Genomic DNA, 22,514 nt, shown 5'->3' with positions numbered 1-22,514 from the left:
TCGAGTTCGACCACCCTAACCGGGCGCAGGCTCACATGACAGGGCGATGGGCGGACGCGTACTCCTGCGCGATCCCGAAGACGCTCGCGCAGCGCGGGCATTCCGCCCGACCGAAGAGATGGGCGATTCCGTCGGCCAACCCGACCTCGTCGTCACGGACGGCCCGCCCGTGCATCCGACGACCGATGCCGCGGAGCTCCTCGGGGGAGGCCGGCCGGAGGGCGCGTCGGTCCACATCGCCCTGGTGCCAGTCCCGGACCGCCGAGTATCGACCGTATCCACCGATGGCGATCGTCACCTCCACCGCGCAGTGAGGACAGTCGACCTGGTAGAAGTCGTCCGAGAAATCCCCCAGGACCGCGCTCCAGTGGTACTGGCCTTCGGCCGCGAGCAGGTCGCGGAAGGAGGCGAGGTAGTCGTCCGGCCGCGACCGCAGGTGCCGATCCAGCAGCTCACGGAACTCCGCGACGGCCGGCGCACAGTCCGCCAGCAGATCGTCACAGTCGTGGTGCCCCGCCGCGCACCGGAGGATGGCCCCGGCCAGGCCACGCGCCCGCGGGTTCCGCGAGGCCAGACGCACCAGACGCGGCAGGGCGGCGAAACTGGCGGGGAAGACCAGGTCGCACTCCAGGACCAGCCGGTGCCCCAGCGCTGTCCATACCTCAGCGGCGTCCTCGCGCTCGGCTCGCGCCAGGAGTTCGGGGACGCGATCGACGTCCCCACGGCAGTCGTACATCTGTGCCCAGTTCATCACCCGCACATTCAACCGCCCTGATGCTCCCCGGTTCGTCCCGGAGATCCTAGCCGGCAGCGGCCGGCAGGGTCAGCTCGAAGCGGCAACCGCCGGAGACGTTGTGGACGTTCGCGTGGCCCGCGTGGGCCTCGACGATGCCCCGGACGATCGCGAGGCCCAGACCCGCTCCCGATGGAGGGGTGCGGGCCGGGGCGCCGCGCCAGCCCGTGTCGAAGACACGCGGGAGGTCCTCCTCTGGGATGCCCCCGCAGGCGTCCGTGACCGAGACCACCACCGAGTCCGCGCGCCGCTCGGCGGCGATCGCGACCGTACCGTCGGCCGGGGTGTGGCGGATGGCGTTGACCAGGAGGTTGGACAGCACCCGGGTCATCTCCTTGCCGTCGACCTCCACCGGCAGCGAGGCGACCCCCTCGCCGACCAGCCGTACCCCGTGCTCGCGGGCGAGCGCGTCGGTACCCGCCAGGGCGTCGCCCACGAGGTCGTGCAGCGACATCCGGGTGAGAGTGAGGGACAGTGCGCCCGCGTGGATGCGGGAGAGCTCGAAGAGGTCGCCGACCATGGAGTTGAGGCGGTCGACCTCGGTGCGGATCTGCCGGTGGTAGCGGGCGGGATCGGCCGCCATGCCGTCCTCCAGCGCCTCCGACATGGCGCGCAGGCCGGCCAGCGGCGTGCGTAGATCGTGCGAGATCCAGGCCACGAGTTCGCGCCGCGAGGCCTCCAGGGCCCGTTCGCGCTCCCGGGAGGCGGCCAGCCGCTCGCTGGTGAGGGCCAACTCGCGGCTCAGCGCGGTCAACTCGGCGGGGGCGGGCACGGTAGGCGCCGCGAAGGTACCCTCCTCACCGAAGACCCGGGCCGCGCCGACGAGTTCCCGGCAGCGCCGCACGACCTGACGGCCCAACAGCAACGCGGTGACCATCGAGACGGCCGCCGCCGTCGCCACGACCATGGTCACGACGGCCAGGTCGTGGGAGGACAGGAACATCGCCCAGGCCACGGTCAGGGTTCCGGCGAGCATCGCGGACACCGCGACCGCGGCGACGATCGCGAGGGAGACGGCGACGCTGCGCCTGCGCAGTATCCGCAACGCCACGGCCCCGAGCAGACCGGCCGCGCCCGCGCCGAGGAGCGCGTACAGGGCGATCAGCAGCACATCACGCATGGCCGTCCTCCGTCCGGAAGGCGTGTGCGGACCCGGTGTCCGGGGCCGCCTCGAAGCGGTAACCGGCACCCCAGACGGTCCGGATCAGCTGCGGGTTCCCCGGATCGTCCTCGATCTTGCCCCGGAGCCGCCGGACGTGCACGGTGACCGTCGACAGGTCGCCGAAGTCCCATCCCCAGACCTCGCGCATCAGCCGCTCCCGGTCGCACACCTGGCCGGGGTGGCGCAGGAAGTAGGCGAGCAGATCGAACTCCCGCAGGGTGAGCGCGAGCTCCCGGCCCTCCTTGTGGACCCGGCGGGCCGACGGGTCCAGCACCAGGCCCGCCACGGAGACGCGCGGACCGCCCCGCGGACCGTCCTCCGACGCATCGGTCGGGGCGCCGGCCCGCGCCCGGCGCAGTACGGAGCGCACCCGCAGCACGAGCTCCCGCGGGCTGAAGGGCTTGGTCACGTAGTCGTCGGCGCCCACCTCCAGGCCCAGGATCCGGTCGTCCTCGTCGCCGCGCGCGGTGAGCATGATGACGGGGACGGGCCGGCGGCCGTCCTCCCCGGCACGCAACCGACGGCAGACCTCCAGGCCGTCCATCCCCGGGAGCATCAGGTCGAGGACCATCAGGTCGGGCCGGTGCTCCTCGGCGGCGCGCAGTCCGGCCGGACCGTCCGCCGCCAGCCGGACCGCGAAGCCGGCCCGCTCCAGATATCCGGCCACGACCTCCGAGACCGTCGGATCGTCGTCGACCACCAGCACGCTGCCCAGGGTGCCCGCGCCGGGCCCCTCGTCCGTACGCTCCGCATCGCTCACTGCCATGTCCCCAGGCTGCCACCCGTCCGGGCCCGAGTGGGCCCCAGCCCCCTCCCACGGGGACGGCGTCCGCGTTTCGTAAGGTCTGCGAAGCCCTTTTCCCCGGTTCCGGTTCCTACGGTGTGGAGGGTGACTTCATCAGCTTGTGCTCCGCCCCGCGCGGACCTCGTACTGCCGTGCCTCGACGAGGCGCAGGCGCTTCCCTGGGTGCTGGCACGGGTGCCGGCCGGATGGCGCGCCATCGTCGTCGACAACGGTTCGACCGACGGCTCGGCGGAGATCGCCCGGAGCCTGGGCGCCACCGTGGTGCACGAGAGCCGGCGCGGTTTCGGCGCGGCCTGCCACGCCGGGCTCCTCGCGGCCCGTGCCGACCTGGTCTGCTTCTGCGACTGCGACGCCTCCATGGACCCCGGGCGGCTCGCCGCCATGGCGGTGCGCGTCGCCGCCGGCGAGGCCGACCTGCTGCTCGGCCGCCGCCGACCCCAGGGGCGCGGCGCCTGGCCCGTGCACGCCCGCGCCGGGAACTTCGCGCTCGCCCGGCTGCTGCGCCGCCGTACCGGACTGCGACTGCACGACCTCGGACCGATGCGGGTCGCACGCCGCGAGGCGCTGCTCGGGCTGGACCTGACCGACCGGCGCAGCGGCTACCCGCTCCAGATGGTCGTCCGGGCCGCCGACGCCGGCTGGCGCGTCGCCGAGACCGACGTCCCCTACCTGCCCCGATCCGGGAAGTCCAAGGTCACCGGCACCTGGCGGGGCACCTGGCAGGCGGTACGGGACATGCGCGGGGTGCTCGCCGAGCCGCCGGGCCCCCGGTCCGCTCCCACCGAAGGGATCTCCGCGTGAGCACTCTCCTCGTCATCGCCAAGGCGCCTGTCGCCGGCCGGGTCAAGACCCGCCTCACCCCGCGGTTCACCCCCGAGCAGGCCGCCGAGCTGGCGCGGGCCGCGCTCCAGGACACCCTGGCCGCCGTCCTGGCCACCCCGGCCCGGCGACGCGTCCTCGTACTCGACGGAGCGCCCGGGCCCTGGTTGCCCCACGGCATCGAGGTCGTCCCGCAGTGCGCCGGCGGGCTCGACGCCCGGCTGGCCGCGGCCTTCGCCCGGGCCGAGGGACCGGCCCTGCTCATCGGCATGGACACCCCGCAGGTCACCCCGGACCTGCTCGCGCGCGGCCTCGACTTCGGCGAGACGGACGCCTGGTACGGCCCCGCCGACGACGGCGGCTTCTGGGCGCTGGGCCTGGCCGAACCGGACCCGGCCCTGCTCCTCGGCGTACCCATGTCCCGGCCGACCACGGGCGAGGCGCAGCGTGCCCGGCTGACCGCCTCCGGACGGACGGTACGGGACCTGCCGGAGCTGTGCGACGTGGACACCCCGGCCGACGCGGCGCGGGTCGCCGCCGCCGTACCCGCCACCCGCTTCGCCGCCCTCCACCGCGACCTGCGCATGGTGACACGATGACCGCCCAACTCGCCGAACCCGCCCTCGCCTGGCGGGCCGACCCCTACGCCGACGCGCTGCGCGCCGGTCAGGGCCCCCTCTACCTGCGGCGCTCGGACGGCTGGCTGCTCCCGCTGGACGTCGAGCGGTGGTGCGCCGAACCGGACGAGGCGGACGAGGGCGTCCTCGCGCGCTGCACGGGGCCCGTCCTGGACATCGGCTGCGGCCCCGGGCGCCTCGTCGCCACCCTGGCCGCGCGCGGGCACCGTGCGCTCGGGGTGGACGTCACCCCCGAGGCGGTGGCCCGTACGACCCGGGCCGGCGGCAGCGCGTTGTGCCGGTCGGTCTTCGATCCGCTGCCCGGCGAGGGCCGTTGGGGCACGGTCCTGCTCATCGACGGCAACATCGGCATCGGCGGTGACCCGGCCGCGCTGCTCCACCGAGCGGCCGAACTCGCCGCCCCGGACGGCTCCTTGTTGGTCGAGGTGACCACCGCCGACGTGGACGAACGCGTGGAGGTACACGTCGACGACGGCCGCGGCGGCCGCGGGGCGCCCTTCCGGTGGGCCCGGCTCGGCGCCCGCGCCCTGTGCGCCGAGGCCACGGAGGCCGGCTGGACCCGGTCCGTGACCTGGCACGCCGCGGGCCGCGGCTTCGTGGGCCTGCGGCGCTGACCGGGGCAGGAACAAGCGGCAGGCAGCACGAAGGGGGGTCGACGCCGCACCGGCGTCGACCCCCCTTTCGGCGTCGCCCTCCTCAGCGCCGGCGGGCCGCCCGCCGGCGCCCCCACGCGCACGCTCCCACGTACCCGGCCGTGAGTACGCCGATCACGGCCATCGCCAGCAGCCAGTTCCGCGGATAGTCCAACGGCAGCACCGACGCGTTCGCCACGCCACCGGGACGCAGCAGCGGCGGCAGGGCGATCAACGTCAGGGAACCCGCGACGACGAGCGCGGCGCGCGGGACCCCGCGCAGCCTCGGGCCCGCCGCCGCGCACAGCGCCCCGACCCCGATGATCAACGGGGCGATCAGCCCGTCGTGCACCAGCACTCCGGCCGCCGACCACACAGCGATCCGCCACAGCTCGGGCTCCCGCACCAGCAGGAGGCCGCCGAAGGCCAGCACGACCACGCCGAAGCCGCCGACCGCGTACCGGAAGACCATCACGCCACCTCCAGTCGGGCGACCCACTTGGTCTGCAGCACGCCCGGCCGGTTCGGGGCGATGATCCGCGCCGGGTAGCCGTGGTCCAGGGACAGCACCTCACCGTTCAGGCGGAGCGCCAGCAGGGTGAGCGGGTCCTGCGCGTACAGGCGGCCCATCTCCATCACCCGGTACGCGCCCACCGCTTCCAGCGACACCACCCGGCAGCGCGCGTCCGCGCCCCCACCGGCCAGCTCCAGAAGGTCCCGTACCCGTACGCCCGTCCACCTCGCGGACTTGCTCCAACCCTCCACACAGGCGAGGGGCAGGGTCACCTCGTGCTGCGGGAGCGCGCGCAGCTCCTCCAGGGTGAGGGCGGCCGGGCGAGGCCCGTCCAGGGTCAGCCGCCAGCCGTCGAGCGAGGCCGCCGTGACGCCCGCCGCGGCGGCCGTACGGTTCACCGGCAGCCCCTGCGGTCCGTGCGCCGGGCTGCGTGGACCGAACAGCTCCAGCGGGCCGAGCGCGGTGACGGATTGCCCGACCGTGGTCAGCGTGACCGCGCCGACCCCCGCCGCGACCGCCGCCAGCAGCTGCCGCCGGTCCGGACCGTCGGCCTCGGGCAGGGCCAGGGTGCCGGGGGAGCGGCGGGTGAAGTGGTCGCGGATCCGGGGCCATTGCACGGCGACGTGCAGCAGCAGAGCACCCAGCAGGACCCAGCCGACGGCGTGGTGCACGGGCACGAAGGAGAACGGCCAGGGGTACCACTGGAAGGTGTTCAGCAGCCCGGTGAACAGCTCGAAGACCGCGGCGGCGACGAGCACGGCCACCGAGAGCCGCTCCAGCGCGTGGAGCACGGACCGTACCGGCGGCCACGCGAAGAGCCGCGGGTAGACCGACCACAACTTGGCCGCCAGCAGCGGGATCGCGGCCGTGCCGGAGGCCACGTGCAGCCCCTGGGTGAGCCGGTAGCCCGAGGAGGGGCGACTCGGCAGGCGGTCGGCGAGCCAGAGCGGCGGGTGCTGGAGGTAGTGGCTGAGCACACCCGTGGCGAAGCAGACGACGACGGCGAGCCCGAGCAGGCGGCCGATCACCGTCGCGGTACGGGCGTCGTGCAGCCGCGCCGTGAAGGCGATCGGCGGGCCTGGGGGCAAAGTGAGGGGCATGAGCCCATGACACCCCCGCCGACGCCCCGATGGGCGGGTGGAACACCTTACGGAATGCGGACATGCGGGTCGGCGGACGCCACTTCCGGGCCCCTTGCTGGAACGCTGCGCAGGTGACAACGCGTACCGTCCCGACCGCGCCGGCGACCCTCCTCGCCCTGACCGCCGTCCTCGCCCTGACCTCCGTCCTCGTCCTGACCGTCCGCCACGACGGCTACTTCACCGACGGCGCGGGGCTGTTCCTCCGGTACGCGGCCTGCTGGGCGCTGTTCGCCCTCGCGCTGCTCGCCCTGCGCAAGGTCCCGGCCGCCCACGTCGTGCCGCTGCTCCTGGCGGGGGCGCTCGCCGTCGCCCTGACCGGGCTGGTGGCGCCGCCCCGTACCAGTACCGACTCCTACCGCTACGCCTGGGACGGGCGGGTCCAGTCGGCCGGCATCTCCCCGTACGACCACGCCCCGCAGGATCCGGGACCGGCCCGGCTGCGCGACCCCTGGCTCTTCCCCACGGGTGCCGCCTGCGCGGGCCCGGACCGCGCCCCGATCCCCGGCGGCGGCCCCGTCCCGCACTGCACCCGCATCAACCGGCCCGCCGTGCACACGATCTACCCGCCCGTCGCCGAGGCGTACTTCCTGGCGGTCGACCGGCTGTCCCCGCACGGAGCCCGCCACAAGCCGCTCCAGATCGGCGCCGGCCTCCTCTCCCTCGGCGTGACGGGCGTGCTGCTGCTGATCCTGCGACGCCGGGGCCGGGACCCGCGCCGGGCCGCGTACTGGGCCTGGTGTCCCGCCGTACCGATCGAAGCCGTGAACAACGCCCACGTGGACGTCCTCGGCGTACTGCTCACCGTGATCGGCCTCGGACTCGTCGCGGAGCGCGGGTCGCGCCGCCGGGCGGCGGGGGGCCTGGTCCTCGGCGCCGCCGTCGCCACCAAGCTGATGCCCGCCGTCGTCCTGCCCGGGGCGCTGTCCGGGGTGCGCCGGATCCGTGACGCGGCCGCCGTCCTGGTCCCCGCCGCCGCCTTCACGCTGCTCGCCTACCTGCCCTACGTCCTCCTCTCGCACGGCTCCGTCCTCGGCTACCTCGGCGGCTACGTGGACGAGGAGGGCTACGACGACCCCTCGGCCGGCTCCCGCTACGCCCTGCTCCGCCTCGTCCTGCCCGACACCTGGGCGTTCCCGGTGCTCCTCGCGGCCATGGTGGCCGTGTCCCTGTACGTGATGTGGCGCGGCGACCCCGAACGGCCCTGGAGCGGCGCCCTGCTGGTCACCGGGTGGGCCTTCGTGCTCCTCACGCCCGGCTACTCCTGGTACGCCCTGCTGCTGATCGCCCTCGTGGCACTGGACGGCCGCTGGGAATGGCTCGGCATCGCCCTCGCGGGCGCGGCGGTCTACCTCCTCGCACCCGTCCTCGGCCACCGGCCGGCGCTGAGCGTGAGCGCGTACGGTGCGGCGGTCCTGGTGGTCGTGGCGGTCGGGGCGGTCCGTCGGTGGCGCGGGCCCGGCGAACCGGGGGAGCCGGCCGTGGCCGGCGACCGGGTCATGAACTCGTGAGGACCACGAGCCGCTGCGTCGCGCGGGTCATCGCGACGTAGCGGTCGACCGCCCCTTCGATCCCCGTGCCGAAGTCCTGCGGGTCGACGAGCACCACGAGGTCGAACTCCAGCCCCTTCGACAGCCCCGGGGTCAGCGACCGGACCCGGGAGCTCTCCCGGAAGTCGCCGACCCCGAGATCCTCGGCGCCGATGACGCAGGCGACCCCGTCGGCATGAGCCTCCAACCAGCCGTCGAGGACCGCGTCCAGATCCGTGACGGAACCGTCCACGACGGGAATGCCGCTGCTACGGACGGAGGTCGGCACATTGGCGTCCGGGAGCGCCTCCCGGATGGCCGGCTCCGCCACCCCCATGACCTCCTCGGGCGTCCGGTAGTTGATGCTCAGGGAGGCCACGTCGATCCGGTCGAAGCCGACCCGCTCCAACCGCTCCCGCCATGATTCCGTGAAACCCTGCCGGGACTGGGCACGGTCCCCGACGATGGTGAAGCTGCGGGACGGGCAACGCAGCAGCAGCATCTGCCACTCCGCGTCGGTCAGTTCCTGGGCCTCGTCCACGACGATGTGCGCGAACGGCCCGGCGAGCAGGTCCGGGTCCGCCGCGGGCAACGCGCCCTCGTCGATCAGGCTGTCCTGCAGGTCCTTGCCGCGCAGCATCGTCACCGCGCCCTCACCGTCGTCGTCGGCCGCCAGCAGGTCGTCGATGACCCCGGCCATGCGCTCGCGTTCGGCCGCCATCGCGGCGCCGCGCCGCCGCAGCCGCCGTGCCGACTCCGGGTCGCCGAGCCGCTGCCGAGCCGCGTCCAGGAGCGGCAGGTCGGACACCGTCCAGGCCTGGGCGTCCGCGCGCTGCAACGCCGCGACCTCCTCCCGACCGAGCCACGGAGCGCACATCCGCAGATAGGACGGCACCGACCACAGGTCCCCGACCAGATCGGCCGCGTCGATCGTCGGCCACGCGCGGTCGAGCGTCCCGATCAGCTCCTCGTCGTACCGCAGCGCTCGGCGCAGCAGGTCCGGCGAGAGGTCCTCGTCGTCGAGCTTGTCGAGCAGGATCGTCACCAACTCCTCCCGGATCAGCTCGCGCGCCTCGTTGTGCGGAGTACCGGCGGCCGCCTCGAACGCCTCGGCCCAGTCGTCCGGGCTCAGCCGGACGTCCGACCAGGGCGTCGTGACCGTCATGCCCTGGGTGGGCGGCTCCTCGTAGATCCTGACGGCCCGCTCGATCGCCTTCACCATGTCCGCGGACGACTTCAGGAGCGCCACCCGCGGGTCGGCCTCGGGCGCGGCCGCCGCGCCCTCGGCGACGAGGTCCCGCACGGTGCAGGTCTGCACGCCCTCCTCCCCGAGGCTGGGCAGGACATCGGCGACATACGCCAGGTAGGGCTGGTGCGGGCCGACGAACAGCACGCCGCCCCGACGATGACCGAGGCGGGGGTCGGAGTAGAGGAGGTGGGCGGTGCGGTGCAGGGCCACGACGGTCTTGCCCGTGCCCGGACCGCCGTCGACGACCAGAGCGCCCCGCGAACCCGCGCGGATGACGGCGTCCTGGTCGGACTGGATGGTGGCGAGGACGTCACGCATCCGCGGCGAGCGGCTGCCGCCCAGCCCGGCGATGAAGGCGGACTGGTCGTCGAGCGCGGCGTGCCCTTCGAGGGCGTCGGCGACGAACACCTCGTCCCAGTAGTCACCGATCCGGCCGCGGGTCCAGCGGTACCTGCGGCGGCTCGCCAGGCCCATCGGGTCGGCGTGGGTCGCGGCGAAGAACGGCTCGGCCGCGGGCGAACGCCAGTCGATCAGCAGCCGGTTGCCGGCGTCGTCGGTGAGACCGAGCCGCCCGACGTACACGGGCTCGGGATCGTCCTCGCCGACCATCCGGCCGAGGCACAGGTCCAACCCGAAGCGCCGCAGGGCCCGCAGACGACCTGTCAGCCGGTGGATCTCCACGTCCCGGTCCATCGCCTCGCGGCCCAGACCGCCGGGAGCCCTGCGCAGGGCCTCCAGCCGGTCGGACACCTCGGCGATCGTCCGCTCCAGGCTCTCCGCGACGGCCGCGAAGTGCCTCTCGTCCGCGCCGATCAGTGCCGGGTCGGCCTTGGGGGCCAGACGGACGGGGAGATCGAACGCACTGGTGGCCGGCGAGTTCATATCAGGGCTCCTCTCCGCGGCGGTCCCCGCGAACTCATCGAACGACCCATCGACCGACCCATCGACCGACAACAGCACACGCACTATGGGGATCTCCCGTTTCCGCAGGTCCTGGCTCCGAGGAGCGATTCTGCGGGATGAGTGGGGCCTTGCCGCAAGCCCCCCTGTGCGTTATAACTTGAGAGTGGAAAGGAGTGGGTACTCCTCCTCGTCCCTTGATCGTCCGCTCCGTACGGACGATGTCCTCCCCGCCGAGTGGCAGCGCGCAACGCGCCGACCCCGGCCGCCCCCTCCGGTGAAACCGGTGCCCTCCCGCGCGTTCATCCGTACGGCCGCACTGCGGATGCCTGCCCCGGCCGGCCGGGGCAGGCTGTGGGGGCAAGGAGAGCCGCCACAGCCTGCCCCGGCGCAGCTTCAGCGTCATCCAACGGGTCCCGAGGGATCCACGGCTCCCGACCCGTAGGAGGTCAGCCATGCAGGGTGACGAGAGCGCGGGCGAACTCGCGGAACTGCGGGCCAGGGTCGCCACCCTGGAAGCGGAGGCCGCGCGCCGACCTCCGCCGAAGCACCGGATGAAGTCGCTGCTGTCCGCACTGCTGATCATCATCGGCTGCGTACTGGCCCCGCTCGGCGTCGTCGCGTCCTGGACCTCCGGCATCGTGGGGAACACGGACCGCTACGTCTCCACGGTCGCCCCCCTGGCCTCCGACCCCGACGTCCAGGCCGCCGCCGCGAACCGCGTCACCGCCGCCCTGATGGAGCACCTCGACCTCGAAACCCTGCTGGAGGACGCGGCCCCCGAGCAACGGCCGCTGCTCCAGAAGGCCCTGGGCAAGCTCGGCGGCTCACTGGAGAGCGCGGTCGGCAGCTTCGTCAAGGAGAAGGCACAGGACGTCATCGCGTCACCCCAGTTCGAGACGATCTGGACCAACGCCAACCGCACCATCCACACCTCCCTCGTCAAAGCCCTGACCGGCAGCGGCGACGGCGCCGTCGAGATCAAGAACGACGCGGTGACCATCGACCTCGCGCCGGTGATCGAACAGGTGAAGACACGGCTCGTGGACGCCGGGATGGGCGTCGCGGCCAAGATCCCCGAGATCCACACCGACTTCACCGTCGTGCAGTCCAACGACATCGGCCGGGTCAAGACGGGCTTCCGGCTGCTCCAGATCCTCGGCCTCTGGCTGCCGATCATCGCCATCCTGCTGGTCGCCGCGGGCGTCCTGCTCTCCGCCCACCGGCGCCGCGTCCTGGTCACCGCGGCCCTCGCGGTGGCGTTCTCCGTCGCCGTCCTCGGCCTCGGCCTGACCGTCTTCCGTACCGTCTACCTCAACGCGCTCCCGGACACCGTCTCCCAGGCCGCGGCCGGCTCCGTCTACGACGCGATGATCCGGCTCCTGCGCACGACGATCCGCATGGTCGTGGTGCTCGGCATCGTGATCGCCCTCGCCGCCTGGCTGTCCGGCCCGGGCAAGTACGCCACCGCCGCGCGCCAGATCTGGCACTCCGGGATCGTCGCCACCCGCGCCACGGCCGACCGACTGGGCCTGCGCACCGGCCCCGTCGGCCCGTTCATCCGGCGCCACCGCGCCTGGTTCACCTGGGGCCTGGTCGCGATCGCCGTCATCGTCTACATCCTGTGGTCCTACCCGACCGGCTGGGTGGTCGTGGGCCTCGCCCTCGCCCTGCTCTTCGCCCTCGCGGTCACGGACTTCCTGGCCGAGGACACGACCGCGCCCGTCGAGGGGACGACCCCGAGTCCGCACCCGTCATGACGGGGCGTCGGCCGGGCCCCGTGCCGCGGTGGGTTGGGCCGCCGGGATGCGCTGGGTGAAGAAGAGGGCGAGCAGGGCCGCCAGAGCCAGGAGGGCGAGCGCGGCCCGCAGCCCCTCGATCCGTGCCTCCTCGTTCGCGTCGAGTGCGGCCTGGGCCACCACCGGGTCCGTGCCCGCCGCTTCCAGGGCCTCGCCGAGCTGCTCGTCCGACAGGAAAGGGGCACTGCCGGCGAGGGCGGTGTGCGCACGGGTCTTCACGTCGGCCGGGATCGCCGGGTTCTGGTCGATGGTGCTGAGGAACGAAGCGGTCAGCACGGCGATCATGATCGACCCGGCGAGGGCCGTGCCGATCGAGGCGCCGAGGTTGGTGACGGTGTTCTGGACGCCGCCGACGTCGGCGCTCTTCTCGTCCGGCACGGCCGACACGGTGACGGCCCCGAGCTGGGAGGCGAGCAACCCGATCCCGAGCCCGATGAGCAGCATGGGTACGGTGACGACCTCCGCGCCGGAATCCGGGGTCAGGGCGGCCATCAGGATGACGGCGCCGGAGAACATCGCCAGGATCCCCGACCGCACGACGCGCCGGGGCGAGGCGTTCGGGAGGAACTTGGGGACCCCGATCGCGGCAGCGAGCAGCGTGATGGAGAGCGGCAGGATCAGCGCGCCCGTATGGAGGGCGGACAGGCCGAGCGCCACCGACAGGTAGAGCGGGACGACGAAGAACACGCCCATCTGCACGAGGTACTGGAAGAGGAACATCGTCAGGCCGCCGGAGAGCTGCCGGTTCTTCAACAGTTCCGGGTCGACCAGCGGTTCGGCGCCGCGCGCCACCAGGCGCGCCTCCCAGCGGAAGAACAGCCACACCAGCATCAGCCCGGCCAGCACCAGCCAGACGACGGGCGAGACGCCGAACCACGAGGGGCCGCCGGCCTTGGGCCGGAACCAGCCCCATTCGCTCGTCCTCAGGATGCCGAACACGAACAGCCCGATGCCCGCGGCGGACAGGATCGCGCCGAGCACGTCGATCCGCGGCCGGTGCTCCGGGGGCGCGTCGGCGATCCGCCGGCCCAGCAGCAGGATGACGAGGACCATCACGACCTCCCCGGCGAACACCCAGCGCCAGGAGAAGAAGGTGGTCGCGAAGCCGCCGATGAGCGGTCCGACCGCGATCGCCACCGCTGCCGCCGCCGCGACCAGGCCGTAGGCGGCGGGCCGCTGCGCCTTGTCGAAGTTCGAGGCGACGAGCGCCACGATCGCCGGCATGATCAGCGCCGCTCCCACACCCTCCAAGAACGACCAGCCCAGCAGCAGGAGCGTCAGGTTCGGGGCGAGCGAGGTCGTGAGGGACCCGAGCCCGTAGATCACGCAGCCGATCATGAACGCCCGTTTGCGGCCGATGAGCGCGCCGACCTTGCCTCCGCTGATCATGAGCATCGCCATCACCAGCGTGTACGCCGTGATGGCGCCCTGCATACCGCTCACCGTGGTGCCGATGTCCTCCGCCACCGTGGCGATCGAGACGTTCATCACCGAGCTGTCCAGGGCCATCAGGAACTGCCCGGCAGCGAGCGTCATCAGGATGAGCCTCGTGTTCCCCGCATTTCCCGCCGTGCCGGCCGGGCCCGCCATCGCCGCTGTCATGCGCGCAGCGTGCCACGGTCGTGGGAGGCCGCCGGGCACCTCGCCCGCCGGTTCAGCCGACTGGCCGAAGCGGCGGCCCGATCCGGGTCAGGCCGAGACGGCGGTCACCCGGCCGGAGGCGATGGCGTCCACCAGGCGCTGGTGGTCGCGCTCGTTCAGGTCGGCGTAGCTCTCCGCGAACCGCACCAGTGCCTGGTCGAAGACATCGCTACGGCCCAGGTACGCCGCGATGGCGATCCGGTCGCCCGACCGGGCGTGCGCCCGCGCCAGGGTCACACCGCACAGGCTCGCGAAGACCCGCATCCCGCGCGGCACCATCCGGGCGGGCTCCGCGATGCCCTTCCAGTCGCGCAGCTGACGTACGTAGAAGTCCCGTTCGAGGCCGTCGAGCCCGTGCGTCTGCTGCCAGCCGAGGAAGATGTCGCTCGCCGCCTGCATCAGCCGCTGCCCGGCCACGACCCGCTCGCCCCCGGTGGCGTACTCGCTGGGCCCCACGTACGCGGCGAGTACCGAGTCCCCGGCCTCCTTCGCCTGCAGGATCAGCGGGTCCTCACCGTCGCGGCCCAGCAGCAGGACGATCCAGCACCGCGTGCCGACACTGCCGACGCCCACCACCTTGCGGGCCATGTCGACGATGGAGTACTGGTGCAGCAGGTGCTTGCGGTCCGTCTGGAGGCTGTCCCCGTACCGTCCGACGACCTCCCGGATCTGGTCCTCGAGCGCCTGCCGATCCCCACTCGCCAGCAGGTCGGAAGCCGGTGTGATCAGCTGTGGTACGGCGGCGAAACGCCGCTGCCCGTCGACCACCTCGGTGAGCTTCTCGAACGCCTGCAGGCTGTCGCGCCCGCGCGCCTTGCTCAGTGCCTCGGACACGTTCTTGCGGCCCCGGGTGTGGAGCGCACCCTCCGCCACCGCCTGGAGCTGCGCCTCGTCCACCCTCGCGTACCAGACGTCGAGGGTGCGCATCCGGGCGAACGCGCGCATCTGCTCGCGGTAGCCGCGGACCCCCGACGCCACGATCTCCGCCCGCTCGCGGTCGGAGAAGCCGTTCTCGCGCCCGGCGATGACCAGGCTCGTCGCCAGCCGCTTGACGTCCCACTCCCAGGGCCCGGGCAGCGTCTCGTCGAAGTCGTTGATATCGAACAGCAGGTTCCGTTCCGGGGAGCCGAGCAGCCGGAAGTTCAGCATGTGCGCGTCGCCGCACAGCTGGGCCCGGATACCCGAGTCGGGGGTGCCGGCCAGGTCACCGGCCATGATCGCGGCGGCCCCGCGGTAGAACCGGAACGGGGACTCGGCCATCCGGCCGTAGCGGATGGGCACCAGCTCCTGCAGCCGGGTGGCGGACTGCCGCTCGATGACGTCCATCGGATCCGCCCGGTGGGACGACGGCTCGAAGTCACCGTGGGCGGATCTCGGAGTGGCCGCCCGGGCGGCCCGGCCTTTCACGGCCCGGTCCTCGGCGGAGAGCCGGCGGCCGTCGTCCGCCGCGGTCGCGGTCCCGGTCACGGTCGTGTCGCGCTTCGTCATCGTCGTTGACCTCCCGGCCACCAGGGCCCCCGTCTCTCAGCATGGCACCGGCCCCGCACCGCTGCCCCACGGACGCCCGTACGGTCCCTCAGGGACTCTCCCGTCGCAGGCCGACCGGCCCCGGGCTGCCCAGCCGCCGGGCCAGGTACGGCTCCTGGGCCAGGGCCGCGCCCAAGGTGATACCGATGGCGACCGCCACGCACAGCACGATCAGCCACGACAGGATGACGAACACCGAGCCCGTGGACCCGTACGTGGCGAGCGACCGGTTGAGCGCGTTCGGCATGTAGACCCGCGCGCCCAGCGACAGTGCGGTCACCGCGGCGGCGGTGATGAGGGCGCCGGGCAGCAGCGGGGGCCACCGGATCATCCCGCCCAGCAGGAGGTGCTGGCTCCACCACCAGGCCGCCGTCTGGAGCAGGAGCGTGAGCGGGATCCCGAGCCACAGGCCGAGTCCGAATCCGTCACGGACCGGTCCCTGGAAGGTCAGCAGGACCATCCAGGCGAGGATCCAGGCGAACCAGCGCCAGATCGCGACCCGCGTCCCGCCCCGTGGGATCTGCCAGGCACGCTTGCAGAGCCGCTGCATGGCACGGCTCACCGCGGTGGCCGACAGCAGCACGACCACGGCGCCGACCGCTCCCACGGCGTTGCGGACGTCCTCCTCGCCGGAGCCGTCGAACATGTCGTTCAGCTGGTCGCTCGCCTGGCCGGTGAGCCCGAACATCGTGCGCACGGATGCGACCAACTGGTCCCGTACCCCCTCCGGGGCGAACGAGGCGACGACGAAGAGCAGGGGCACGGCGGTCAGGAAGCACTGGGCGGCCAACCGGGTGGCGGAGTCGAAGATGTTCACGCCGACCATGCGCTCCGTGACATGGGTGATCACGGGGAACCGGGTCTCGGCCCGCGCCTGTGTCCGCTTGGCGGACGCGGCCAGCTCGCGGGAGCGCTCGCGCCACCGTGCCTTGCGCTCCGACCACATCAGCGGCCCGCAGCGGCGTGCGGCACGGAGGGCGGACGCCGGTTCGTCGTCATGGCGGCCTCCTTCGTCTGGGTCCAGGTTGGTGGACGCGGACGAGGGCGGCATCTCGATGGGCAAAAGATGTCGGGGCCCGGACCGGTGCGTAGTGTCGTAGGCGTCGCACGATTGGGGGCGCCATGGTCCTCGACCTCATGCTCATCGCGTTGGCCATCGCCCTCTACCCGCTGCCCCTGATGGCGTTCATCCTGGTGGTGTCCTCCTCCAGGGGCGTGTGGAAGGGGCTCGCCTTCATCCTGGCGTGGCTGGCCAACCTCGTCGTGGTGATCGCGATCGTGCTGGCGCTGACGGGTGGCCAGCCCCCGGCACCCCGTTCCCCGCCCGGCGTGGCCGCTCTCGCCCTCAAACTGGCCATCGGGGTGGGACTGGTGGTCTACGGAGCGCGCCGCTACCGCCGCATGAAACGGAAGGCCGCCCGGGACGCCACCGCGAAGCCCTCCCGCGTGGAGGTCGGCTCCGTATGGGCCGCCGCGGGCCTGGCCGTGCTGATCCAGCCGTGGGGCATGGTCGCGGCGGGCGCGACGACCGTGGTCGAGGCCGACACCTCGCACGCGACCACGTTCATCGCCCTCTTCGGCTTCTGCCTGCTCGCCAGCGCCGGCCTGTTGGCCGCCGAGCTGTACATGGTGTTCGCACCGGAGGCGGCCCAGGACCGGCTGCTGCGGATGCGTGCGTGGATGGAGGGCCACAAGGACGAGGCCATCGTGTTCGTCTGTCTGCTGCTCGGGCTGTGGCTGACCGCGCAGAGCATCTACGAGCTCACCGGCTGACCGGTGAGACCGGTGGACCGGGCGGTCGGTCGGCGGGACCGGCCAGACGTGCGGGGGAGCGGGCCGCGTGCTGGAATGAGAAGACTTTCCCGCTCACCGATCTCCGACAGGAGCTGCCATGAGCAGCGAGACCGAGCCGCGAGCCGATTTCGGCGACATCGACGAACTCGGCCCGGTCGACTACATCGTGGTCGAGTTCCCGGGCAACCGTATGACGGGCGAGGGGTTCCCGATCCTCGTCGACCTCGTCGACCGGGGCATCATCCGCATCTTCGACTTCGCCTTCATCCGCAAGGAGGAGGACGGCACGGTGACCGCCCTGGAGCTCCAGGACCTCGGCGGCGAGATCGACCTCACCGTGTTCGAGGGGGCGTCGTCCGGCCTGCTGGACGGCGGCGACATCCAGGAGGCGGCCGCCGCCCTGGACCCCGGTAGTTCGGCCGGGGTCATCGTCTACGAGAACACCTGGGCGGCGCCGTTCGCCCGTGCCCTGCGACGCGGCGGAGCCCAGCTCGTGGCCGCCGGACGGATTCCCGTGCAGGCCCTGCTGGCGTCGCTGGACGCCCTGGAGGACCCGCCCGCCGGAGAGTGAAGCCCACACAAGCCTGGAGATGAGCACCATGCCCGGACTCCTTCGCGGGGTCGCCCGCACCGCCGTCATCGCGGGCACCGCCACCGCGGTGTCGAACCGAGTGTCCCGCCGCCAGGGCGGCCGATGGGCGCAGCAGGAAGCGCAACAGCAGCAGGCCCAGCAGGCCCAGCAGCAGGCGCCGCCGCCCCCGCCGCCCGCCGCCCCGCCGGCCGACGACATGACCGCCAAGATCGAGCAGCTGAAGCAGCTCAGCACCCTCAAGGAACAGGGCGTGCTGACCGAGGCGGAGTTCGCCGAGCAGAAGCGTCGACTGCTGGGCTGACCGCTGCCCCGTCGTCCTGCGCGGGAGGGGTACGGACCGCGGTGGTGAGGTGCGCTCGGCTCAGGGCGGCCGGCGAGCCCGGGCCTCAGGCGACGACGCGCAGGCGCGTCACGCCCTGGTCGAGTGCGCCGCGGACATGGCCGTTCGGCGCGGCCGCGGTTCGCCGGAGGAACCGGACGGCCTCCGCGGTGATCACCTCGCCCGGCAGGACGTTGGGGATCCCCGGCGGGTACGCCGCCAGGGTGTCGGCGGAGATCCGTCCGACGGCGTCCTCCGCGGCCACGACCACGGCCGGACTCAGGAACGCCTCGCGCGCGGTCAGCTTCGTGGCACCGGGAGCCGGCAGCCGCAGCCGGTCGGAGTCGGCGGGGTCGACTCCGACCTCGGCCGAGCCGGTGGTGAGCGGGGAGGGCAGGGTGTGCAGCGCCTCGACGAACCGATCCGTGTCCGGGACCGACCCCGCGCCGATCACGGCGACGATCGCCGCGTCGGTCGCCACCTCGACCATGATCTGGTGGTCCCGGAAGAGCCGGCGCCGCGCCTCGTGACCGGTGATCCCGCCGGCCCGCGTATCGATCGCGATGCGCAACGGATCCGCCGCGACGATGTCGGGGAAGGCGCGGAACCCGTCGCTCACCACCGTGAAGCGGCCCAGCGCGCGGACGGCGCCCCGTACCCGCTCCGCCGCCGCGACCGAGCGGCCCGTCGCGGCGGGGTCGGTGACCAGACTCCTTCGGGCGAGGTCGAGCGACGCGGTCAACAACGCACTCGCGCTGGTGGACTGTACGAGCCGGAAGGCCCGGTCCACGAGCGGTTCGAGCAGGTCCGCGAAGGGCCCCTCCGCCAGGTGGAGCATCGCCGATTGGGTCAGGCTGCCCGCCAGCTTGTGCGTGCTCGACGTCGCCAGGTCCGCGCCCGAGGCGAGGGCGTTCGCGGGAAGAGCGGGGTGGAAGCCGAAGTGCGATCCCCACGCCTCGTCGACGATCAGCGGTACCCCGGCGGCGTGGGCGGTGTCCGCGAGGGCACGTACGTCGGCGACCGCGCCGAAGTAGCTCGGCGACACGACGTACACGGCTGCCGCGTCCGGTGTCCGTTCGAGCGCCTCCGCCACGTCCGCGGCGGTCACACCGTGGGCGATGCCCTGCTCCCGGTCGACGGACGGCTGGACGAAGACGGCGTCCAGGCCCGAGAGCACCAGCCCGTCGATGACGCTGGAGTGCACACTGCGCTGCACGACGAGCGTGCGTCCGAGGGTGGGGGCGACCATCGAGGCGATCTGATTGCCCTGCGAAGCCCCGTTCGTCAGGAACCAGGTGCGCCGCGCGCCCCAGGCCTCGGCCGCCAACGCCAACGCCCTGTCCAGCGGGGTGTCCGGGCCGAGGTCGATGCCGTCGAGCAGCGGCGGGAAGTCCAGGGCGGTGATCCGCGAGCCGAGGAGACCGGCAAGGTCCGACGCGGGGGCCGCGGCATGGCCGGGGACGTTCAGCCTCAGCCAGTCCCGTCCCGCGTGGCCCAGCACCGCCTCGGCGTACGGGGCGCACGACTGACCGGCGTCGGGAGGGGCGGGAGCGGGGGAGGAGGTGCGGCGATCGGTGGTTCTCGTGTTCACCCCCGGAGCGTGACAGCCGTCCAGCGATTGAGGAATGGTGGACTTTTCGTTACCCCTCCATACTGTGTCTATATGCTCGACCTGAGGCAGCTCCAGGTACTCCGCTCCATCGCGCGGGAGGGATCGCTCGCCGCCGCCGGCCGTGCCCTGCACTACAGCCAGCCGACGATCACCCACCATCTGGCCGCCCTGGAAGCCCACTTCAACGCCCGGCTCGTCCAGCGCGGACCGCGCGGCGCCACCCTGACCGAACTGGGCGAAGCCCTGTTGCCGCACGCCGAGGCCGTGCTCGACCGCCTGCGTCACGCCGAGTTGGAGGTGCGCAACCTCGCCGAGCGCGGTATGCGCACCCTGCACATCGGTACGTTCCCCACCGCGGGCGCCCTGCTGCTGGCGCCCGCGGTCAAGCGCCTCCACCAGCAGGGCGTTCACATCTCGCTCACCGAGGGCGAGCTTCCCCTGCTGCTGCGCGGGCTGCGGGCCAAGGAGCTCGACGCCGCCCTCGTCTTCTCCCAGCCGGGCGACGACCTCGACCTCGACGAGCACTTCGACGTGCGCCCGCTGCTGTCCGATCCGCTGCTCCTGGTCATGCCGGAGGACCACCCCTGCGCGGCGCGGGACCAGGTCTCCCTCGGTGAACTGCGGGACACCGCGTGGGTGGGCGCCGCGGATCCGCACGACCCCTGCGACCGCGTGCTGGCATGGGCGTGCGGCCAGGAGGGGTACGAGCCCCTGCACGTGATGCGGACCGACGACTACGCGGTGGTCCAGGGCCTCGTCGCCGCGGGGACGGGCGTGGCCCTCGTCCCGCGGCTCGCCCTGGGGCCGCACCGCCCCGACCTGGTCGTACGGCCCCTCACCACACCCGCGCTCGCCCGGGAGATCAGCGTCGCCGTCCTGCGGTCCACCTCGGCCGGCGCCGCCCAGGAACTGATCGAGGCGCTGCGGGAGCAGGCGGCACTGATCACGGCCCGCTGGGCGGCCGCCTGACACCCCGCGGCCTGACCCCGCGAAGCGGCGTACGGCCCCGCGTACTCACCCGGCGTCCGTCCCCCGCCCCGCGCGGGCGTCAAGGACCGCGGCGGTGAAGCCCGCCAGCTGGGTCCGGAGTTCCTCGCGGGGTACGTCCGTCTCGGCCAGATACGCGACCAGGTCGGCCCGGGTGGCCGCGAGCAGCGCGTGAGCGGTGAAGTCGGTGTCGGCCGGACCGGGGACGAGCCGCAGCAGGTCCCGGAGCAGCGTGTGCCAGTACGCGTAGTGCTCGGTTAGGTAGGGGCTGTCGGCGCCGCTTCCCTCCAAGGCCAGCGCGAGGTGCCGGTTGTCGAGCTTGAAGCACAGGAGGGCGTCGAGGAGGGCCGGCACGCGGACGGCCGCCGGTGTGGTCGGGCCCAGCGGCTGCGGGCCCCGCTCGACCGCTTCCGTGATCGGTTCGAGTCGGGCCTGGTACAGCGCGCGGATCAGACCGTTGCGGTCGCCGTAGGCGCGGAACAGCGTCGCCTTGCCCACGCCGGCAGCGGTCGCGATGTCGGCCATGGTCACGTCCTCGGGACTAGCGCACCGGGTGAAGAGGGTGTCGGCGGCGGCGAAGACGGCGGCCCGGTTGCGGACCGCGTCCTTGCGCGGCTTGCGTTCGACGGTCATCGGGTTCCCTCCGGTTTGCGATACGGACCGGCGGTCCGTATCTTTCGGAGGAGAGAAACGGACCGTCGGTCCGTATCGTAGTGGACGGAGAACCGTCGTGCCCACGACCACCTCACCCGCGGATCTGTACCGCCACAGCCTCCGCCTGCTCCTGGAGAAGGACATCGCCTCCTGGGTCGCCCTGTGGGCCGAGCACGGAGTCATGGAGTTCCCCTTCGCGCCCCCGGGTCGGCCCCGGCGACTGGAAGGACGGGAGGCCGTCGCCGCCTACATGCGCGACTATCCCGACCACATCGATCTGCACGACTTCCCCGACCTGCGGATCCACGAGACCACCGCACCGGGCACCCTCGTGGTCGAGATGCGCGGAGTGGGCCGTCTGGTCGCGACCGGGAAGCCCTTCGACATGACCTACATCGCCGTCGTGACCGTCCAGGACGGGCGGTTCACCTCGTACCGCGACTACTGGAACCCCCTCGCCGTCCAGGAACCCGGGGCGGCCTTGACCACGCACCCCACCAGGAGCAGCGCCCGATGACCGCCACCGCCACCGCCCGTACCGCGCCTACCGCCCCCGCCACCCTGGTCATCGGCGCGACCGGCACCACCGGCAGCCGCACCACGGCCCACCTCGTCGCCGCCGGCCGACACGTCAAGGCCGGCAGCCGCCGGGCCGCACCGGTCCCGGGCGCCGAGCCGGTCCGCTTCGACTGGTACGACACCACGTGCTTCGGCGACGCCGTCGCCGGGGCCGACAGCGTCTACCTGGTGCCACCCGTCGGCGATCCGGACCCGGCGGCGGTCATGCTGCCCTTCCTCGACCGGGCCCGCGCCGCCGGCGTGCGGCGCGCCGTACTCCTGAGCTCATCGGCGATCACCGAGGGCGGCCCGGCGGTCGGACAGGTGCACCGGGCCCTGCCCGGCCTGTTCGACGAATGGGCGGTACTGCGCCCCTCCTGGTTCATGCAGAACTTCACCGGCACCCACGCCCACGCCGACAGCATCCGCGCCGACGGCGTCATCCTGACCGCGGCCGGGACGGGCCGCGTCGGTTTCGTCGACGCCGACGACATCGCCGCCGTCGCGGCCCACGCCCTCACCGACGATCGCGCCCCTGACGGCGACCTCGTCCTCACCGGACCGGAGGCGTTGAGCCACGACGACATCGCGGCGGCCCTCACCGAGGTCACCGGCCGCCCGGTGGCCCACCACCGGTTGACCTACGAGGCCCTGCGCGACCGCCTGGCCGCGGCCGTCCCGCCGGAGTTCGCCGCGATGCTGGCCGGGATGGACCGCGCCATCGCCGACGGAGCCGAGGACCGCACCACGGACACCGTCCTCCGCCTGACCGGCCGCCCTCCCCGCGATTTCCGGACGGTCGCCGCACGGGAGCTCTCCGCCCGACCGGCGCCGACGGACGCGCCCTAGGT

The 22,514-nt window shown here is 73.1% G+C and carries 22 protein-coding genes; 11 read left to right on the top strand and 11 right to left on the bottom strand.

The window, feature by feature from the left end; translation table 11 throughout:
• Positions 1-31: 31 nt before the first annotated feature.
• Genes ACGFYY_RS26295 through ACGFYY_RS26285 form a run of 3 tightly spaced genes read right to left on the bottom strand, consistent with a single transcriptional unit; the run spans position 32 to position 2,721 of the window.
• Complete coding sequence (locus ACGFYY_RS26295) at positions 32-751, bottom strand: hypothetical protein (RefSeq protein ID WP_393712947.1); 720 nt, start codon at positions 749-751, stop codon at positions 32-34.
• Positions 752-800: 49 nt separating this feature from the next.
• The gene (locus ACGFYY_RS26290) at positions 801-1,913 is read right to left on the bottom strand and encodes a HAMP domain-containing sensor histidine kinase (RefSeq protein ID WP_365265859.1); all 1,113 of its coding nucleotides are present in this window, start codon (positions 1,911-1,913) and stop codon (positions 801-803) included.
• Entirely contained in the window at positions 1,906-2,721 is an 816-nt protein-coding gene (locus ACGFYY_RS26285) for a response regulator transcription factor (RefSeq protein ID WP_393712945.1), read from the bottom strand. The genes ACGFYY_RS26290 and ACGFYY_RS26285 overlap by 8 nt, the downstream gene beginning before the upstream one ends.
• 123 nt (positions 2,722-2,844) lie before the next feature.
• Here ACGFYY_RS26285 and ACGFYY_RS26280 point away from each other — a divergent pair, with 123 nt between their 5' ends.
• The 3 genes from ACGFYY_RS26280 to ACGFYY_RS26270 are packed head-to-tail and all read left to right on the top strand — an operon-like array spanning position 2,845 to position 4,831.
• Entirely contained in the window at positions 2,845-3,561 is a 717-nt protein-coding gene (locus ACGFYY_RS26280) for a glycosyltransferase family 2 protein (protein ID WP_393712943.1), read from the top strand.
• Positions 3,558-4,178, top strand: a complete 621-nt coding sequence (locus ACGFYY_RS26275) for a DUF2064 domain-containing protein (RefSeq protein WP_393712941.1) — start codon at positions 3,558-3,560, stop codon at positions 4,176-4,178. The genes ACGFYY_RS26280 and ACGFYY_RS26275 overlap by 4 nt, the downstream gene beginning before the upstream one ends.
• Positions 4,175-4,831, top strand: coding sequence for a methyltransferase domain-containing protein (locus ACGFYY_RS26270; protein WP_365265867.1), 657 nt, complete (start codon positions 4,175-4,177; stop codon positions 4,829-4,831). The genes ACGFYY_RS26275 and ACGFYY_RS26270 overlap by 4 nt, the downstream gene beginning before the upstream one ends.
• A gap of 82 nt (positions 4,832-4,913) precedes the next feature.
• Here ACGFYY_RS26270 and ACGFYY_RS26265 read toward each other — a convergent pair whose 3' ends face one another.
• Together ACGFYY_RS26265 and ACGFYY_RS26260 are read right to left on the bottom strand one after the other, a co-directional pair.
• The gene (locus ACGFYY_RS26265) at positions 4,914-5,321 is read right to left on the bottom strand and encodes a hypothetical protein (protein ID WP_393712938.1); all 408 of its coding nucleotides are present in this window, start codon (positions 5,319-5,321) and stop codon (positions 4,914-4,916) included.
• The gene (locus ACGFYY_RS26260; protein ID WP_393712936.1) at positions 5,321-6,463 is read right to left on the bottom strand and encodes a molybdopterin-dependent oxidoreductase; all 1,143 of its coding nucleotides are present in this window, start codon (positions 6,461-6,463) and stop codon (positions 5,321-5,323) included. The genes ACGFYY_RS26265 and ACGFYY_RS26260 overlap by 1 nt, the downstream gene beginning before the upstream one ends.
• A 113-nt stretch (positions 6,464-6,576) precedes the next feature.
• On the opposite strand from ACGFYY_RS26260, the gene ACGFYY_RS26255 reads away from it, so the two are divergent.
• Positions 6,577-8,013 (top strand): glycosyltransferase 87 family protein, encoded by a 1,437-nt coding sequence (locus tag ACGFYY_RS26255; RefSeq protein ID WP_393712934.1) that lies wholly within the window; start codon positions 6,577-6,579, stop codon positions 8,011-8,013.
• Here the strand turns inward: ACGFYY_RS26255 and helR are convergent.
• Complete coding sequence (gene helR / locus ACGFYY_RS26250; protein WP_393712932.1) at positions 8,000-10,162, bottom strand: RNA polymerase recycling motor ATPase HelR; 2,163 nt, start codon at positions 10,160-10,162, stop codon at positions 8,000-8,002. The genes ACGFYY_RS26255 and helR overlap by 14 nt on opposite strands.
• A 473-nt stretch (positions 10,163-10,635) precedes the next feature.
• Here helR and ACGFYY_RS26245 point away from each other — a divergent pair, with 473 nt between their 5' ends.
• On the top strand, positions 10,636-11,940 hold the full coding sequence (locus ACGFYY_RS26245; protein ID WP_365265877.1) for a hypothetical protein: 1,305 nt from the start codon (positions 10,636-10,638) through the stop codon (positions 11,938-11,940).
• Here ACGFYY_RS26245 and ACGFYY_RS26240 read toward each other — a convergent pair.
• The 3 genes from ACGFYY_RS26240 to ACGFYY_RS26230 all read right to left on the bottom strand — a co-directional run bounded on the left by ACGFYY_RS26240 (position 11,935) and on the right by ACGFYY_RS26230 (position 16,198).
• Positions 11,935-13,569 (bottom strand): MFS transporter, encoded by a 1,635-nt coding sequence (locus ACGFYY_RS26240; RefSeq protein ID WP_393713143.1) that lies wholly within the window; start codon positions 13,567-13,569, stop codon positions 11,935-11,937. The two genes, ACGFYY_RS26245 and ACGFYY_RS26240, sit on opposite strands and share 6 nt — an antisense overlap.
• 99 nt (positions 13,570-13,668) lie before the next feature.
• A complete protein-coding gene (locus ACGFYY_RS26235) occupies positions 13,669-15,108 on the bottom strand; it encodes a DUF2252 domain-containing protein (RefSeq protein ID WP_393712930.1) in 1,440 nt (479 codons plus the stop codon).
• Between the two features lie 88 nt (positions 15,109-15,196).
• Positions 15,197-16,198, bottom strand: coding sequence for a YhjD/YihY/BrkB family envelope integrity protein (locus tag ACGFYY_RS26230; protein WP_393712928.1), 1,002 nt, complete (start codon positions 16,196-16,198; stop codon positions 15,197-15,199).
• A 71-nt stretch (positions 16,199-16,269) separates the two neighbouring features.
• On the opposite strand from ACGFYY_RS26230, the gene ACGFYY_RS26225 reads away from it, so the two are divergent.
• The 3 genes from ACGFYY_RS26225 to ACGFYY_RS26215 all read left to right on the top strand — a co-directional run bounded on the left by ACGFYY_RS26225 (position 16,270) and on the right by ACGFYY_RS26215 (position 17,834).
• A complete protein-coding gene (locus tag ACGFYY_RS26225; protein WP_393712926.1) occupies positions 16,270-16,920 on the top strand; it encodes a GAP family protein in 651 nt (216 codons plus the stop codon).
• 118 nt (positions 16,921-17,038) lie between these two features.
• Positions 17,039-17,512 carry a DUF6325 family protein gene (locus tag ACGFYY_RS26220; RefSeq protein WP_393712924.1) on the top strand — a complete coding sequence of 158 codons (474 nt, stop codon included), beginning with the start codon at positions 17,039-17,041 and terminating at the stop codon, positions 17,510-17,512.
• A 28-nt stretch (positions 17,513-17,540) separates the two neighbouring features.
• On the top strand, positions 17,541-17,834 hold the full coding sequence (locus ACGFYY_RS26215) for an SHOCT domain-containing protein (RefSeq protein ID WP_393713141.1): 294 nt from the start codon (positions 17,541-17,543) through the stop codon (positions 17,832-17,834).
• A gap of 85 nt (positions 17,835-17,919) precedes the next feature.
• On the opposite strand, the gene ACGFYY_RS26210 is transcribed toward ACGFYY_RS26215, so the two are convergent.
• Positions 17,920-19,443: an aminotransferase class I/II-fold pyridoxal phosphate-dependent enzyme gene (locus ACGFYY_RS26210; RefSeq protein WP_393712922.1), complete on the bottom strand. Its 1,524-nt coding sequence runs from the start codon at positions 19,441-19,443 to the stop codon at positions 17,920-17,922.
• A gap of 72 nt (positions 19,444-19,515) precedes the next feature.
• Between ACGFYY_RS26210 and ACGFYY_RS26205 the strand changes: the two genes are divergently transcribed.
• Positions 19,516-20,433 carry a LysR family transcriptional regulator gene (locus ACGFYY_RS26205; RefSeq protein WP_393712920.1) on the top strand — a complete coding sequence of 306 codons (918 nt, stop codon included), beginning with the start codon at positions 19,516-19,518 and terminating at the stop codon, positions 20,431-20,433.
• 45 nt (positions 20,434-20,478) lie between these two features.
• Here the strand turns inward: ACGFYY_RS26205 and ACGFYY_RS26200 are convergent, their stop codons facing one another.
• A complete protein-coding gene (locus tag ACGFYY_RS26200; protein ID WP_393712918.1) occupies positions 20,479-21,084 on the bottom strand; it encodes a TetR/AcrR family transcriptional regulator in 606 nt (201 codons plus the stop codon).
• Positions 21,085-21,181: 97 nt separating this feature from the next.
• Between ACGFYY_RS26200 and ACGFYY_RS26195 the strand changes: the two genes are divergently transcribed.
• Entirely contained in the window at positions 21,182-21,622 is a 441-nt protein-coding gene (locus tag ACGFYY_RS26195) for a nuclear transport factor 2 family protein (RefSeq protein WP_393712916.1), read from the top strand.
• A complete protein-coding gene (locus tag ACGFYY_RS26190; protein ID WP_393712914.1) occupies positions 21,619-22,512 on the top strand; it encodes an NAD(P)H-binding protein in 894 nt (297 codons plus the stop codon). The genes ACGFYY_RS26195 and ACGFYY_RS26190 overlap by 4 nt, the downstream gene beginning before the upstream one ends.
• Positions 22,513-22,514 lie beyond the last annotated feature (2 nt).

It is taken from the genome of Streptomyces sp. NPDC048331, from assembly GCF_043201215.1.
Lineage (GTDB): Bacteria > Actinomycetota > Actinomycetes > Streptomycetales > Streptomycetaceae > Streptomyces.
Note: the sequence above shows the minus strand (reverse complement) of the source record. Positions and strands in the feature narration are given on the sequence as shown.